Source organism: Streptomyces caeni (assembly GCF_042678285.1).
In the GTDB taxonomy this organism is placed as follows: Bacteria; Actinomycetota; Actinomycetes; order Streptomycetales; family Streptomycetaceae; genus Streptomyces; species Streptomyces caeni.
This window is the reverse complement of sequence record NZ_JBHUDX010000020.1, coordinates 35985-50797: the sequence shown is the minus strand read 5'-3', so window position 1 is coordinate 50797 and position 14813 is coordinate 35985. Positions and strand designations below refer to the sequence as shown.

At 71.2% G+C, this 14813-nt stretch carries 13 protein-coding genes, 1 tRNA gene and 2 pseudogenes; 6 read left to right on the top strand and 10 right to left on the bottom strand.

Features of this window, described 5'->3' with window-relative positions; all coding sequences use genetic code 11:
• Positions 1–232: 232 nt before the first annotated feature.
• A complete protein-coding gene (locus ACFSL4_RS08075) occupies positions 233–1408 on the bottom strand; it encodes a 4-hydroxybenzoate 3-monooxygenase (RefSeq protein ID WP_381080036.1) in 1176 nt (391 codons plus the stop codon).
• 253 nt (positions 1409–1661) lie between these two features.
• On the opposite strand from ACFSL4_RS08075, the gene rtcA reads away from it, so the two are divergent.
• Positions 1662–2708, top strand: a complete 1047-nt coding sequence (gene rtcA, locus ACFSL4_RS08070) for an RNA 3'-terminal phosphate cyclase (RefSeq protein ID WP_381080034.1) — start codon at positions 1662–1664, stop codon at positions 2706–2708.
• Between the two features lie 78 nt (positions 2709–2786).
• Here rtcA and pyrH read toward each other — a convergent pair whose 3' ends face one another.
• Entirely contained in the window at positions 2787–3485 is a 699-nt protein-coding gene (gene pyrH / locus ACFSL4_RS08065; protein ID WP_381080032.1) for a UMP kinase, read from the bottom strand.
• A 212-nt stretch (positions 3486–3697) separates the two neighbouring features.
• Between pyrH and ACFSL4_RS08060 the strand changes: the two genes are divergently transcribed.
• Together ACFSL4_RS08060 and ACFSL4_RS08055 are read left to right on the top strand one after the other, a co-directional pair.
• Positions 3698–4171, top strand: coding sequence for an Hsp20/alpha crystallin family protein (locus ACFSL4_RS08060; RefSeq protein WP_381080030.1), 474 nt, complete (start codon positions 3698–3700; stop codon positions 4169–4171).
• Between the two features lie 129 nt (positions 4172–4300).
• Positions 4301–4708, top strand: coding sequence for a four-helix bundle copper-binding protein (locus ACFSL4_RS08055; protein ID WP_381080028.1), 408 nt, complete (start codon positions 4301–4303; stop codon positions 4706–4708).
• A 591-nt stretch (positions 4709–5299) separates the two neighbouring features.
• Here ACFSL4_RS08055 and ACFSL4_RS08050 read toward each other — a convergent pair.
• Entirely contained in the window at positions 5300–5545 is a 246-nt protein-coding gene (locus ACFSL4_RS08050) for a hypothetical protein (protein ID WP_381080026.1), read from the bottom strand.
• 194 nt (positions 5546–5739) lie between these two features.
• Positions 5740–6225 carry a PEP/pyruvate-binding domain-containing protein gene (locus tag ACFSL4_RS08045; RefSeq protein WP_381080142.1) on the bottom strand — a complete coding sequence of 162 codons (486 nt, stop codon included), beginning with the start codon at positions 6223–6225 and terminating at the stop codon, positions 5740–5742.
• A 774-nt stretch (positions 6226–6999) separates the two neighbouring features.
• Between ACFSL4_RS08045 and ACFSL4_RS08040 the strand changes: the two are divergent.
• Positions 7000–7245: pseudogene (locus ACFSL4_RS08040) on the top strand (glycosyl hydrolase family 65 domain-containing protein); the annotation flags it as partial.
• 292 nt (positions 7246–7537) lie between these two features.
• On the opposite strand, the gene ACFSL4_RS08035 reads toward ACFSL4_RS08040, so the two are convergent.
• The 4 genes and pseudogenes from ACFSL4_RS08035 to ACFSL4_RS08020 all read right to left on the bottom strand — a co-directional run bounded on the left by ACFSL4_RS08035 (position 7538) and on the right by ACFSL4_RS08020 (position 11178).
• A complete protein-coding gene (locus ACFSL4_RS08035; RefSeq protein WP_381080024.1) occupies positions 7538–8692 on the bottom strand; it encodes a site-2 protease family protein in 1155 nt (384 codons plus the stop codon).
• 441 nt (positions 8693–9133) lie between these two features.
• A pseudogene (locus ACFSL4_RS08030) lies at positions 9134–9430 on the bottom strand (TlpA family protein disulfide reductase); the annotation flags it as partial.
• A 12-nt stretch (positions 9431–9442) separates the two neighbouring features.
• The gene (locus tag ACFSL4_RS08025; protein ID WP_381080022.1) at positions 9443–10534 is read right to left on the bottom strand and encodes a YVTN family beta-propeller repeat protein; all 1092 of its coding nucleotides are present in this window, start codon (positions 10532–10534) and stop codon (positions 9443–9445) included.
• A gap of 125 nt (positions 10535–10659) precedes the next feature.
• Positions 10660–11178 (bottom strand): aspartyl protease family protein, encoded by a 519-nt coding sequence (locus ACFSL4_RS08020; RefSeq protein ID WP_381080020.1) that lies wholly within the window; start codon positions 11176–11178, stop codon positions 10660–10662.
• 551 nt (positions 11179–11729) lie between these two features.
• Here ACFSL4_RS08020 and ACFSL4_RS08015 point away from each other — a divergent pair.
• The gene (locus ACFSL4_RS08015) at positions 11730–12179 is read left to right on the top strand and encodes an SPW repeat protein (protein ID WP_381080018.1); all 450 of its coding nucleotides are present in this window, start codon (positions 11730–11732) and stop codon (positions 12177–12179) included.
• Positions 12180–12548: 369 nt separating this feature from the next.
• Here ACFSL4_RS08015 and ACFSL4_RS08010 read toward each other — a convergent pair whose 3' ends face one another.
• Positions 12549–12917, bottom strand: a complete 369-nt coding sequence (locus tag ACFSL4_RS08010; protein ID WP_381080016.1) for a hypothetical protein — start codon at positions 12915–12917, stop codon at positions 12549–12551.
• Positions 12918–13394: 477 nt separating this feature from the next.
• A tRNA-Leu gene (locus tag ACFSL4_RS08005) sits at positions 13395–13477 on the bottom strand.
• Between the two features lie 440 nt (positions 13478–13917).
• Here ACFSL4_RS08005 and ACFSL4_RS08000 point away from each other — a divergent pair.
• Complete coding sequence (locus ACFSL4_RS08000; RefSeq protein ID WP_381080014.1) at positions 13918–14688, top strand: ABC transporter ATP-binding protein; 771 nt, start codon at positions 13918–13920, stop codon at positions 14686–14688.
• The last annotated feature ends 125 nt before the right edge of the window (positions 14689–14813 follow it).

The window sequence follows — 14813 nt, the reverse complement described above, 5'->3', positions numbered from 1 at the left end:
GCAAAGGATTGACCCTACTGCTTGGGGAGGATCTTTCCCTCGTGCTTGCGCGCAACACGCTACGCGACCCGCTGATTCCCGGCGAGGGACCAGCCCGTCCATGACCAACCTGGGACGCAGTCGAGACCGGCCACCGATCCGCGGACGCGTCCCCTCACTCCAACGGCCCACCCCGAGGGCTCACCCCGACGGCCCACCCCGAGGGCTCACTCCAACGGCCCACCCCGACGGCTCACTCCAGAGGGAAGCCCGTGTAGCCGTCGGCCAGGTCGGTCTCGGCGGCACGCGAGGTGGTCAGCCGCTCCAGCCGGGCCAGTTGGATGCGGTCGTCGAACGGCGTGGCGTCGGGGGCGCGGTGCAGCAGCATCGTCATCTCGTACGAGAACCGTTCGGCCTGCCAGACCCGGCGCAGACAGGTCCGCGAGTACGCGTCGAGGAGCTCGGCGGAGCCCGTCCGCCGCTGGTGCGTCAACGCCCGGGCGAAGGTGACGACGTCCCCGACGGCGAGATTGAGCCCCTTGGCACCGGTGGGCGGCACGATGTGGGCGGCGTCCCCGGCGAGGAAGAGCCGTCCGTGGCGCATGGGTTCGTGGACGTAACTGCGCATCGGCGTCACGGACTTGGCGGTGACGGGGCCGCGGGCGAGCGTCCAGCCGCCGGCGGTTTCGCAGCGCCGCTCCAGCTCGTCCCAGATCTCCTCGTCGGCCCACTCCCGTGCGTCCGTGCCCTCCGGCACCTGGAGGTAGAGGCGGGAGACGGACGGCGAGCGCATGCTCAGCAGGGCGAAGCCGCGTTCGTGGCGGGCGTAGACGAGTTCGTCCTGCGAGGGCGCGACGTCGGCGAGGATGCCGAGCCAGCCGAAGGGGTACGTACGTTCGAACGTGCGGGAGAGGCGGGCGGGCACGGCCTTGCGGGACACCCCCCAGAAGCCGTCGCACCCGACGACGTAGTCGCACTCCAGGACGCCCTCGCCGCCCTGGTGGCGGAAGCGGATCCGGGGCCGGTCCGTGGTCACACCCTCGACGGCGAGCGCCTCCGCCTCGAAGAGCAGCGGCCCGCCTTCCGTGAGCTGGAGCGCGATGAGGTCCTTGCAGACCTCGGTCTGTGCGTACACCATCACGGCGCCGCCGCCGGTGAGCGCGGGGAAGTCGACGCGGTGGCGGCGACGTGCGAAGCGCAGCTCGATCCCCTCGTGCCGCAGCCCCTCGCGGTCCATGCGCTCACCCGCCCCCGCGGCCCGCAGTACGTCGGCCACCCCCTGCTCCAGGACCCCGGCCCGCTGGCGCCGCTCCACGTAGGCCCGGTCACGGCTCTCCAGCACGACCGAGTCGACGCCGACGTTGCTCAGGAGCCGCGCCAGCAGCAGTCCAGCCGGGCCCGCTCCGATGATGCCGACGGTGGTACGCATCCCGACGCCCCTTCGCGCTTGATCCGATGCCGTTCGTTCACAGGTGAAGGTTCACAGTTCGCCATGCAGACGTTCGTCAGGTGAATTTTCTTTCGCGATATCCCGGCGGGTGAGTCTCCGACCACGGCGGCGCGCTGTCAACGGTGGGAACCGAACGCCTCCCCCACTCCTCCCCCGCGCCGCGCATCCCTTGCGCGCGGGCGAGGATGGAGGGACGGAGTCCTCACACGGCGGCAGGAAGTGCGCCCACCCCATGAACGCTCTGCTGGAGATCGACGGAGCCGCCTGCTCGGGATCGGGCATGATCGTTCGTCAGGCCGTGGCCTACGCGGCCGTGACGGGCACCCCGGTCCGTCTGCGGCGTGTCCGGGCGCACCGGCCGTCCCCAGGGCTGCGGCATCAGCATCTCCGCGCGGTCGAAGCCGTCCGCACCCTGGTCGGCGGAACGGTCGAGGGCGCGGCGCTCGGCTCGCAGGACGTCGTCTTCCACCCGGGGGGCGGGTCACCGCGGGGGCACTACGCGTTCGACGTAGGGACCGCGGGATCGGCCACCGCGCTGTCGCTCGCGCTGCTGCCCGTCCTCGCCACGGCCGCCGAGCCGGTCGGAGTCGACCTCACCGGTGGGCTGTTCCAGGACCGCGCGCCCTCCGCGTTCCATCTGCAGCATGTGCTCGCCCCGCTGCTCGGCCGGATGGGGCTTGCGGTCGAGATCACGCCTGTCCGGCCCGGCTACCTGCCGATGGGCGGCGGGGTGCTGCGGCTCGCGGTGCGCGGCCACGGCCCGCTCCTGCCCCTGGACGCGGAGTCGCCGGGGCCGGTGCGGTCGGTGTGGGGCATCGCCCTCGCCTCCCACCTGCGAGAACGCCAGGTGGCCCGGAGGATGGGGGACGGGGCCCGCGAGGTGCTGGCCCGGGCCGGCCACGACGCCCTCATCGACGAGCGCGACGACACCACCGCTCTCCAGCCGGGCGCCGGACTCGCCCTGTTCGCGGACCTGACGGACGGGTGGCGGCTCGGGGCGGACGGTGCAGGGGCCCCCGGGCGCCGGGCCGAGACGATCGGGGCGGCCACCGCGCGGCGCCTGCTGGAGGACCTGCGCACGGGAGCGGCGCTCGACCGCTTCGCCGCCGACCAGATCGTCGCCTTCACCGCGCTGGCCCGCGGCCGCAGCCGGATCCGACCGGCCGCGGTCGGCGACCATGTGCGCACCGCGGTGTGGCTGACGAACCTGTTCGGTCTGGCCCGCGCCGAGCTGACGGGAGGTCTCCTCGTGGTCGACGGGGGCGGACGGGCGGGGTGACGGGCGGGGTGACCGACGGGGTGACGGGCCGGGTGACGGGCGGAACGCTCCCCGCGACGGCGCCCGCCGGACGTCGCGTCACTCCGCGGTGATGCGCGTACCGAGGTCGCGCCCCTCGCAGATCGCCGCCATGGCGCCCGCCGCCGCGACGTCGAAGACATGCATGAGCAGGCCCTGTTCCCCGGCCAGTACGAACGCGGTGGCGTCCATCACCGTCAGCTTGCGCGCGATCGCCTCGCGGTAGGTGAGGTGTGCGTACCGTCTGGCGCCCGGATGCGTCCTCGGATCCCTGTCGTACACGCCGTCGACCCCGCGCTTGGCGACCAGCAGCGCGTCGGCCGACAGTTCCAGGGCCCGCTGCACCGCCGCGTAGTCGGCGGTGACGTACGGCTGCCCGGTGCCCCCGGCCAGCAGCACGATCCGGCCCGCCCTCAGGTGCCGGTCCGCACGCAGCCGGACGAACGGCTCGGCGATGCCCTGCATCGCGACGGCCGTCATCACCCGCACCTCCGCCGCGCCCCGTGAGGTCAGGGCGCCCCGCAGCATCAGGGCGTTCATCACCGTGCCGAGCATGCCGATCTCGTCCGCCTCGGCCCGCTCGATGCCCCAGCTCTCGGCCTGCCGTCCCCGGACGTAGTTGCCTCCCCCGACCACCACCGCGATCTGCGTGCCGAGGTGGTGCACCGCGGCGATCTCGTCCGCGAGCCACGCCGGACGCGCCGGATCGGTCCCCGCCCCGGACGCGCCGGCGAACGCCTCACCGCTGATCTTGGCCACGACACGCGCATAACGGCCCACAGCCCACAGGTCTCCCTTCCCGCTCGACACCACCATGCTCGGGCGGTTCCCGCGGCGGCGCACCCCACCCGGCGGGCAGGCCCGCCGCCTCACCCGCCCCGCTCCGGCCACCTGCCCGATTCGCCAGGCCGGGTGGAGGCGCGCAGCATGGAGATGACCCGAATGCCGCCGTTTCGCGGAGGTGAACCGCGATGACACTGCCCGTACATCACCGGCCCGGCCAACACCTGGAGTGGTTCCCCGAGCTGAGCTGGGGCGAGCCGATCACCGCCGAGGTGGAGAACCTCTTCGAGCGGATGAACCGCTTCCTGGAAGCCGCCGGTGTCGCGCCCTCCGCCGGGGCCTGGTCGCCGGCGGCCGACCTGCAGGAGCGGGACGACGCCTATCTGATCGAGGCGGAGCTGCCAGGGATCAAGCGCGAGGACATCGACGTCGAGATCAGCGAGCGGGAACTGTGCATCACCGGCGAGTACAAGGAACGCGAGCGTGAAGGCGTCCTCCGCCGCAGCACCCGGCGCACCGGACGCTTCGAGTACCGGGCGCTGCTGCCCGCCGATGTGAAGACGGAAGAGATCACGGCGACGCTGACGGACGGGGTACTGACCGTCACCATCCCCAAGGCCCAGACGGTCACGTCACGGCACATCGAGATCTCCCAGTCCTGAGGGGCGCGGCCTCTTCCCGCCGTGCGGGCGGGGCGGGGCGCCGAACGGAGGACCCCGAGCACCCCGAGCGCCCAGAGGACCGAGAAGACCGAGAACATCCCAGACAGGCACCTCGCCCTTGGAGAAGTCATGCTCCAGACTCGTGAACTCCTCGACAGCCTGGCCACCAAGGCCCCCCTGAACAACGAGATCCTCGCCACCACCATCGACACCCTCGCCACGTGCGAGGAGGCGGTCACCGCCTGCGCGGCGGGCATGGTCACCGGCCAGGACGGCGCGTCGATGGCCCTGGCCGTCGCCCTCGACCTGGACTGCGCCGACTCGGTGCTGGCCACGCGGCGGATCCTGACCCGGGCGACGGGACCCAACGGTGCCCTGCTGGCCGCGCAGTTGGAGGCGTGTCTGATCGCCTGCCAGCGCAGCCACGAGGAGTGCAGCCGCCACTCCGCCCACCATGAGCACTGCCGCCTGTGCGCGGACGCCACCCGGCAGGCCGCCGACGCCTGCCGTCAGGCCCTGGCGGCCCTGCGCGCCTGACCGGACACCACGACGACCCCGACCGGGTGACCGCGCTCTCCTCGACGCGGGGTCACCCGCCGTCGTACGCGGGCGCCGCGGTGATCCGCGCGCGGTGCGCAGGCGGCGGGCGGCGGGCGGTGCCTGCTTCCACGCCGGCGCCACCAGCGCCGTCGCGGACAGCGCCGTCGCGGACAGCGCCGTCGGCTACGCGGAGGCGATCGGAACCGTCCTGAAGTCCGGACGCACCTCACCGTCTGCCGGTGGGAGATGTTCGGCGTCCAGGGCGGCCGGCGGAAGCTCGTCGCCAACGGCCAGCAGACACCGATCCGCGTCAACAGGCCCCAGTAGTGAACGAACAGCCGCCGCTGCGCCGCCGAGTCCCCCTCGGTGGCATCCCGGATGAGCCGGTCGAGCCCGTACCTGGCCGCGGCGGCCGAACCGCCCCGACGGGCGGGCAGCCCCCCGGCGCGCGTGCACATGCTTGACGTCGGCACGCGCGGCCGAGGGGCTCAACCGCGGCTGCGCCGCAGGAGTTCCTGCGGTTCACCCCTGACCGCCCTATGGCGGCCCATACCTCTCGTCGGCGCTGTCCGGGGCGGGAAGCCGCCTTCAGTCATCGACCTCCTGCTCGTCGAACAGTGCGGGGTCGACGATCTCCTCCTCGTCGAACTGCATCGGGTCGACGATCTCCTCCTCGTCGAACTGCATCGGGTCGGCGACCTCCTGCTCGTCGAGCTGTACGTAGTCGGCGCTGGTCTGCAGTTCGCCTGCCTCTGCGAGGACCGGGGTGCTCAGGAGCATCACGCCGGCGGCGGCGATTGCCAGCGCACTGGTGATGCGGGTCGTCTTGGTCACGATGGTGCTCCTCTGTCGAACGGACCGGGGTCCTGTCGGCTTTCCTGATCAGGGCCACAGAAGCCGGAACGGGGGCCGGCTGGGCACCCGGGCACCCCTCGTCCGCCGCCGGGCCCTTCGCTCCCGGGTCTTTCCGCAGGCCGGCGACCTGCGGAACGGGATCTGCTCGCAGGCTATGCGGACATAAGCGACGCTCATACTCCGACACCACATACAATATGACGTTTAGTACAATATCCCCCGTTCATCCCATCCACTCCCTCTCGCCGACCGAGCCGGGACCTGAGCGCGACCGAGCGCGCCGTCCTGTTCTCGCGGGAACACGACGCGAGAACGCGCTGCGTCCGGAGCGAGTGCGGGACGGAAAGCAACGGGATTCCGAGGCAGCCGTCCCGTACGGGACGGACAGTTCCTCGCACCGTCCACGCCGGCTCCAAGTTCTCGGAGCCATGGTGTAGTCGGTGGCTGATCGCCCGGTCGGTGAACAGCGACGCGTGGCAGCGCCTGCAGGCATCCAGCGACGCCTCCTCACCGGTGACGCCGAGGAAGGTCTGCTGCCGGCCCGAAGTCTGCCGGCTCCTTGGTGGAGGGCGTCGATCTGCTCGCGGATGCGGGGAGACAGGTGGCCCGCGCCAAGAAGCGCCCGCTCTGCGCTGAACCCGGGCGGGCCTCCCCGCCACGGCAAGGGCCGCCGTCTGCGCCACCGCGCCCTTTGACGACGTGCCAAGGGGCGCAGCCGGTCCCCGGAGCCCCGGCCGGACGTCCGGACGGCAAGGCCCCTGACGCGCTGCGCGGTGCGGGCGGCGAAGGCGGCACCGGTTCACCCGGCGGCCCCAGGACGGTCATGGCGGTCGTCTGACGGTCGGCCTGGTGAAGTGGCGTTCCAGGGCACGAAGGCGGACCGGGTGTCGGTTCCGGTCGCGGCGGACCGACCTTTGCGGCCACGGAGGATGCTCCGCCGCCCGGACGCCCCGTTCACGCGGGCCCTCATCATGGCGTCACGGTTTGCGACGGACTCTGGTCGGCAGTTGACTGGGAGGACCACTGGTACGCGTTGACGGTTCCGGGGCGGATGTACACGGGTGGCCGACGGGACATGTGGTGGCTTCCGACGGTGTGCCACGTCGGCCGCATGGCCTCATGGGTGGGCGCGCACACGAACGCACCGGGACAACCCTGGCCCCGCGTCCGCCTTCCGTAGGAAGCCGCCGGACATTCCGTGTGATGGTCGTCCCCGGCTGCGGGCCCGCGATGCGGTCCGAGGCAGAGCCGGGCGAGTACGCGGTGAGGACGTGACCAACTGACTGATGAGGACCGACACGACGCGGCGGCGCGCCGCCGATGACGAACCGGCCTCCGGTGCAGGGCGACTGCGCCGATTGCGCGGCTTGGGGCAGCGATGAGCGACCAGCACCCGGGAAACAGGATGGGAGCGGACGACCGATCCCTACTGGCCCGAGTCCCTCGGCACGCTCGAACTCTCCGTCCGCTACCGGGAGCACCCGCTGGTCCTGCGCATCAGCGGACAACAGGTTCACGTCACCGCCGGCTGCGGCATGCATCGGCCGATCAAGGTCTCCTGCAGAGGCCGGACCGCCGTACTGCGCCCCGGATCCACCCTGGAATTCCCCTCCTGCGACAGCACGGTCCACCCCCCGTCGCCACACAACACGCCGACTGCCGCACCTCCGCGTGACTGACCGGCCCGCGCTCCCCGCGACCGGACCAGCCGCACCGCCTCCAGCCGCCGTCGGCGACACACCTCAACTCCCGGGGACGGCAACGGCCGACGAGGCCTGCTTCACCTCTCTCACCTGCACGGCGCGCAGATGCGCAAGCGGCCGCTGACCCCCGGCCTCGCCGATGTCGACGGGGCCGATCGAATCCGCGACGCGAAGACCACGGGTCCCGGCGACCGATTCCCCGGAGTGGGCCGCCGCGCGGGCATCGTCACCACCCCGAGATGACACCCGGGCCCTGTTCCTGGTTCCTTCATATGGTCCGGCCCCGCCAGGCGGACGAGGAGCTCAGCCAGGAGGCGACCCGGCTGATGTCGGAGGAGGTGACGATGCCGACAAGGCGGCTTCCGTCCAGTACGAGGGCTCGGTGGACGGGGCCGGCCTGCAGCTCGGGCACGATCCTGGCCAGCGGGTCATGGGGGTGGGGGGTCGGCAGGTCGTCGATCGGCACCATCACACGGGCGACGGCGGTGGATGCGCGCTCCGTCTCCCGGACCGCGTCGGCGCCCCTCAGGGTGACCAGGCCGACCGCGGTGTCCCCGTCGTCGACGACGGGGAAGGCCGAGTGCCGGTAGCGGTAGCGCGGGTCGGCGAGGAACTCGCTGATCGTGGCGGTGGCCCGGACCGTCACCGGATCAGGCGTCATCGCCTCGCTCACCGGGATCCCGCCCAGCAGTTCATGGAGCCGGGCCTGGCCACCTTCCGTCGTGGCCATCGCGATGACGAACCAGCCGATGACCACAAGCCAGATCCCGCTGAACACGGCCCCCACGAGGACGAGGTACAGGCCGAGACCGACCAGCAGCCATCCCATCACCCGTCCCGCACTCGTGGCCACCATGGTGGCCCGCAGCCGGTTTCCGGTCTTCCACCACACGACCGCGCGCAGCAGCCGCCCGCCGTCGAGCGGCGCGGCGGGCAGAGCGTTGAAGACGGCCAGCAGGATGTTGATCCCCGCCAGCCAGGCCAGCGCCTCCACCACGAGCCCGGCATCGGACAGCCTGTCCAGCAGCACGGCCGCCAGGACGAACAGTCCCCCGAGCAGCAGGCTGACCAGGGGCCCCACGCCGGCGATTCGCAGCTCCGCTCTCGGAGTGGACGCCTCGCTCTTGAGCCGGGCCACCCCGCCGAGCAACCACAGAGTGATGTCGTCGACAGACACACCGTTGCGGCGGGCCACCAGCGCATGGCTGATCTCATGGGCCAGCAACGACAGCAGGAACACCGCCGCGGTCACCGCTGAGGCGAACCAGTACTGCCATGCCGGGCGGTCCGGATGAGCCTCCCGGAAGCCACCGCGCGCCAGCCCTACCAGGATCACGAGAAAGATGACCAGGACGCTCCAGTGCACGCCCACCCGGATACCGGCCACACGGCCCAGTGAGAACGTCGCCCGCACAGCAGCCACCTCACTCGTCCGTCCCCTGGCTCGTCTCTGTACCCGGTGACGCCCGGTGACGTCGGCCATCGACGAGCCCAGGTCACGCCGTCTCATCAGCGCGGAACCCACGCCTGGTACGGACCGGCATATCCGTATCGGCGCCGGCACAGGCATCGGCACCGGCAGGCACCCCCGGGCAGACGGGGCAGTGGATGTCCTTGCCGTCTCCCGGGCCGAATCATCCCTCTCCCAGGTGGCCTTCCCGGCGCGGACGAAACCTCGACGGACGAGCGAAGCATCGCCCTTTGGCGCTCGGTGCCCCACCCGAAAGCGAGACGATCCGACACCCGGCGTGCCGGACTGCCACCCGCTCGGCCGGCCGCGCCCGGCCTGCGCCACCGCCGGCTCACCGCCGGTCGCGTTCCGGGAGACCACCTGCCTCGCGGGCCTCACCCGCCGGCGGTCGTGTCACTCCCGCATGAGGGCGGTGACGGCCTGTTTCAGTTCCTCGGGTGTGGCGGCCCCGACGGTCCGCACGATGCCGTGCTCGTCGACGAGCACGTTGGTCGGAACGCCCCGAATGCCGAGGGCTGCCGCGTAGGCTCCGGTTTCGTCGACCAGGACCGGACCCTGGATGTCCCACATGTCGGCGAAGATGCGGGCCTCGTCGCGCGCGGTGGCGCCTTCCCACACGTTGATCAGAATGACGTCCAGCCCGGACCGGGCGGTACGGCGGCGCAGTTCCTCCAGAACCGGCGCCTCCGCATTGCAGGGGCCTCACCAACTGGCGAAGAAGTTGATGACGTACTTCTTCTCGGCCCACTCACGGGACGTGCGGACGGCTCCGGTGCGCGCGTCGGGCAGCGCGAAGGCGGGAAGCGCGCGGCCTTCGGCCGGGTGAGCGGCAGGGGCCTCAGGTCCCGGCAGCCACGGGCTGTCCACCAGCGTCAAGGTGTCGCTTCCGGCGTTGGAGACCAGCAGTCTTCCGGTGACGGCATCGATCGCGCAGTCGCCCGGGCCGTTGCCCACCAGGATGCGGTGGGTCTCCAGCCCGCTGCCGGCCTCCAGGGCGCTGACCGTGCCGGCGCCGCGGTTGCACACATAGAGCCGGGAGCCGTCGGGTGAGCAGCAGATACCGACCGGGGCCTGTTCCACAGCGAGTTCGTCCAGGAGCTCCCCGGTCTCCAGGGACAGGCGAAGAACCTTGCTGTGCAGCGAACCGGCCACATAGAGGTGGTCGGTCACCGGGTTGACCACGGCCTTGCACGGGCCTTCGCCCACCGCGATCCGATCCAGCGGCCGCAGCGCCGCGGTGTCGAACACGGTCAGTGAACCGGCCAGGAAGTTCGCGCAGTAACCGCGGCCTCGTCGGCTGTCCACCGCGATGCTCCCCGCCCCGACCTCGGCGGGCACCGTACCGACCACGGTCAGCCGGTCGGCGTCGATGGCGGTGATCGTCCCGGCCGCCGTGTTCCCGCAGAACACCCGGCGGAGGACCGGATCATGTCCCAGCCCCGCCGGATAGGCTCCCTCTCCGACGTCGATCCGGGCCAGGCGCTCTCCGCTGCGGGCATCCAGCACGGTCACCGTGTCGGAGCGGGCGTCGGCGGTGAACAGCCGCCGGGCCGGCAGATCGAGGATGACGGGGATCGGCTCACGTCCGACGTCCGCCCGCCACAGCGTGGCACAACTGTCCAGATCCACCGCGACAACCGCGTTGGCGCGGGAGCATGCCACATACGCGCGGCGGGCCTTCGCGTCGACGGCCACCGCTTCCGGTCCCGTGCCGACCGCGACCTCGGCGACCACGCGGTGCGTCCTCTGCACCCGGCACGCCCCTCCCGACGGTTCCGGGGTGCGGCTGTCCATTCCGCCACCTCCTCCCGCGTATGACCGCCTGGCTTCACCCGCGACGGACGAACCCTTTCCACGCTTTCCACGGGGCCTTCGACTGGATGCCCCGGCAGCAGGAAGCCCGTCGGGCGGCGTACCGTTCAGGACGCCGGCAGACGCAGTTTCCCTCCGGCGTAGTCGACGGTGATGTGACCGAACCGGCTCAGCACGTCAGACCCCAGGAGCCCTTTCGCGCCGGTCCGCTTCCCGTTGCGGTCCAGGTCGACGACTGCGGGCGTGGATGCGCCGAGTTCCACGTCTCCCACTCGCCAGTCGGCCAGGCGGGCGAACGGCACCTTCTCGCTGCCCACGACCCCGCTGATGGTCTGCTTCTCGCCGGTGCGTGGAAGGCCGAGCGAGGACGCCACGTCGTCGTCGACCACGCTGGACGATGCGCCGGTGTCCAGAACGAAGACGTACGGACCGTGGCCTTGTATCGACACAGGGACCAGAGCAAGGGTCTGGCCTTCCCGCTGGATCACCTTCATGGGCACATCCCGCACGGCGGAGGAGCCGGGCGTCGGCCGTTGCCGTTCTCCCTCGCCACCCCAGCCCCCGCAACCTGCCGACAGCGCCGACAGACCCACCACCGCCACCACCAGCCTCCACACCGGCGGCATGGGGCGATGGCGTGCCGCGTGAGTCGCGGGGACGCGGACCGCGGGGACGCCTCTCCGTCCGGACGCCGACGATCGGGGAAGGGGCGTGGCCCGGCGGGGATCCTCATCCGAGGAGACCATCGCTTCTCCTTCACCGGTCGCCCCTTGCCCCGCTCGGACGCGATGTCGCGAGCTCGGCACGGCCACTCGACCACCGAGGCGTGTGCACGGCCAGATGTCGGCCTGGACGCCCGGACGGGCCCGTCTCAACCACCATCACCGCACCCGCCGCCCGGCGCAAGTTCACTCCCGAGCTGTCAGCCGACGCCGAGCCGGCGGTTTCACGTCCCGGTGAACAGGCTCAGGACATCGTCGGCTGTCGTCTCCTCGGGGTCGAACATGAGCCCCCGGACACCCTGGGAGAGCAGATCGAATGATCCAAGTGGCCTGCGTCCCGAGAACCGCGGACCCGGCAGACGACGGTGCGACGCCCCACGGAAAGTTGAGTCAACCACCCGAATAGGGGAAGTCGGATGAAAGGGGGGAAAGTCACCAAGTAAGGGGCGGTAGAGATGGCGTATCCACAGCACACCACCACCGGCATGACCACGCACCCCGACCTGACGGAGATGCGGGAACGGCTCGAGCGGACGGCGTCGAGCAGCGGGGCGATCGCCGTCGAGGGGCTGATCCTCCTGACGGGCGTGTACACCGCGATATCACCCTGGGCCGTGCAGTTCTCCAGTCAGACCAATATCACCGTCAGCAATCTGATCGCCGGCGTCACCACCGCCCTGATCGGACTCGGCCTGGCCCTTGCCCCGGAACGCATGTTCCGCCTGGCGTGGGCGATCGTGCCCCTCGGGTTCTGGCTCGTGGTCTCTCCATGGGTGGTCACCCCCACCCACGGCGCACGCCCCGGGATCGTCTGGAGCAATTGCCTGGCCGGCGGAGTCACGGCCCTTCTCGGACTGATCGCCATGGGTCTGACCGTCCGCGTCGCCCGGCAGTCCCCTCGGTGAGGCGCACACTCGGCGCGGTGGGTCGCCTGAAGTCCCGGGCGCTTGAGCGGCCGAGGAATCCCCGTGACCATCAGCCTCCCGACTGAGCCCACCCACGTGTTCCCGTGGGAACACACCGCGAGAACACGCACCGGCCCTGCGCCGGGGTGGCGAGGGCACACCCAGGGGCGGGTACAGCGCGTGTGCCAGGGCTGCCCCGGTGAGGCGCTCGGGCCTCTGCCGCGACGGCGGCGCGCACTGCTCATGCCGGGCAGTGCGCAACCGCCCCGGTGACCCACGATGCCGACGTGGCCGGAAAGGCGGCAGGCCGCCGGACAGCACTGCGCCCCGCCCTCGGAGGAGAGCGGGGCGCAGCGGCGACGGGGAAGATCAGGCGTTCGCGCAGATCGCGTACACCGAGATGCCCACACTGCTGTACGCGTTCTGACGTCCGAGGCCGATCCAGCCCCGCCCGTCGTCCGTCGGGAACGACCCGACCAGGATGGCGTCGTTGCCCTGCGCCTCCGCGCCGCCGCCGATGGCGACCTTGCCCGCCGGGCAGTACACCGTCCGCCGCTGGAAGTTCGGCACGTTCGCGTTCGGCAGCTTCACCACCTGGTACCCGGCCACACTCGCAGCCCGGGACACCTGCCCGCTCTTCAAAGCCGCCTGACTGTCCGACGCCTGCGCCGCCCAGCCCACGCCCGACACCAGCGCCACCGCCAGCGCGCCCGCCCCGAGAACCTTCAAGCCTCGCATCCTGCTCCTTCACGTCCGGCAAGGCCCCGACGACCGGGACCTCGTCCACGACCGCCACCCTGCCCGGGTCCACCCCCCAGAACACCATTTACGTGACTAAACGCCCGGATAGGGCGAACGAGGGGGCATGAACTCTCCCGACGCGCCCAGCGCCCGCCCCGGGCACCCCGGGCGGGCAGGCAGGCGGACGGGCCGGGACAGTGCGACTCCCCGCCCCATCACTGGCGTTGTTGCCGTGATGCCGTCAAGGCAAGGCCGGCCTCGGCGAGGCATCCGCCGATGAGGTTGCTGCGGCACTGAATCCGGCGGAGACGGTGCCGGAGCCGAGGTCAAGATCTGTGGATCGCCGATCAGAACCAGTTGATCGTGTCCTTCAGGAAGCGGGTGAACTTCGAGCGGATTGTCGCGTTCACCCGCAAGGAAGGGATACGGCCCCGACCGGCGTGTTGTCCTGGTCAGGCACCGAGTCGAGCGATGTGCCCGGAACCGGACTCGAACCGGTACGCCCGCGAAGGGCAGCGAGGTTTAAGCTCGCCGTGTCTGCATTCCACCATCCGGGCAGGCCATGGGCTCCGCATCAAGGCTCCGAGCCTATCGGGACGCATCGCCCCAACAGCGGGCGGGTGAGCCGATGTTGTCTTATTTTATTGATGTCTGAGGGAGCATCAGCAGCCGGTGCGGGCCATCCGCACTTGCCAATAGCCTTTCGGGCGGCCACGGCCCGTGTATACGGAATGACGGAATTTCACCGCCCTGAAGGAAGGCTCGCGGCGCGCTCCCCACCTGGCGAGCAACCGCTTTCTCCCCCGGGAACGTTCCGGCGGCGCCCCGGCAGGCTTCTCCGGGGCCACCGTCATCCCCAGGTATGACAACCGGCCGGGCCGGTCCGACCCGAGGCTGCCCCGGGAACCGGAACAGCGGCTGACTCCACGCGGCTGATCGGCCGGAACGATGGGACACGTCCCCTTGACCGTCGTCGTCCCGACAGGAGCACCCTCCCGTGACCAGCACCCCCCTCGCCGACCGGACCACCTCGGTGGCCGCCCGAGCCGCGGATCTGTCCAAGGTCTACGGTCAGGGCGAGACCCAGGTGGTCGCCCTGGACCGGGTCACCGTCGACTTCCAGCAGGCTCGGTTCACCGCCATCATGGGACCCTCGGGCTCCGGCAAGTCGACGCTGATGCACTGTGTCGCCGGCCTCGACTCCTTCTCGTCCGGTTCCGTACGCATCGGCGACGTCGAGCTGGGAGCGCTCAAGGACAAGCAGCTCACCAAGCTGCGCCGGGACAAGATCGGCTTCATCTTCCAGGCGTTCAACCTGCTGCCGACGCTGAGCGCGATCGAGAACATCACGCTGCCCATGGACATAGCGGGCCGCAAGCCGGACAAGGCGTGGCTGGACACCGTGATCCAGATGACCGGCCTGTCGGGGCGGCTGAGCCACCGCCCCTCCCAGCTGTCCGGTGGCCAGCAGCAGCGCGTCGCGGTGGCGCGGGCGCTGGCCTCCAAGCCGGACATCATCTTCGGCGACGAGCCCACCGGGAACCTGGACTCGCGGTCGGGCGCGGAGGTGCTGGGCTTTCTGCGCAACTCCGTGAGGGAGTTGGGACAGACGGTGGTGATGGTCACCCATGACCCGGTCGCGGCGGCCTACGCGGACCGGGTGATCTTCCTGGCGGACGGGCGGATCGTGGACGAGCTGTACGAGCCGAGCGCCGACACGGTGCTGGACCGGATGAAGCGGTTCGACGCGAAGGGCCGCACCAGCTGACACCGGCGGCAAGCCGGGCAACCCGCCCGGCGCGCAGAGGAGTTCGCCCACGATTCCCGGCCGGCCCGGTACCCGAGAGCGGCCATCGGCCGCGTCCCGCCCGCCTTTCGCCCCACCCGTCGCAC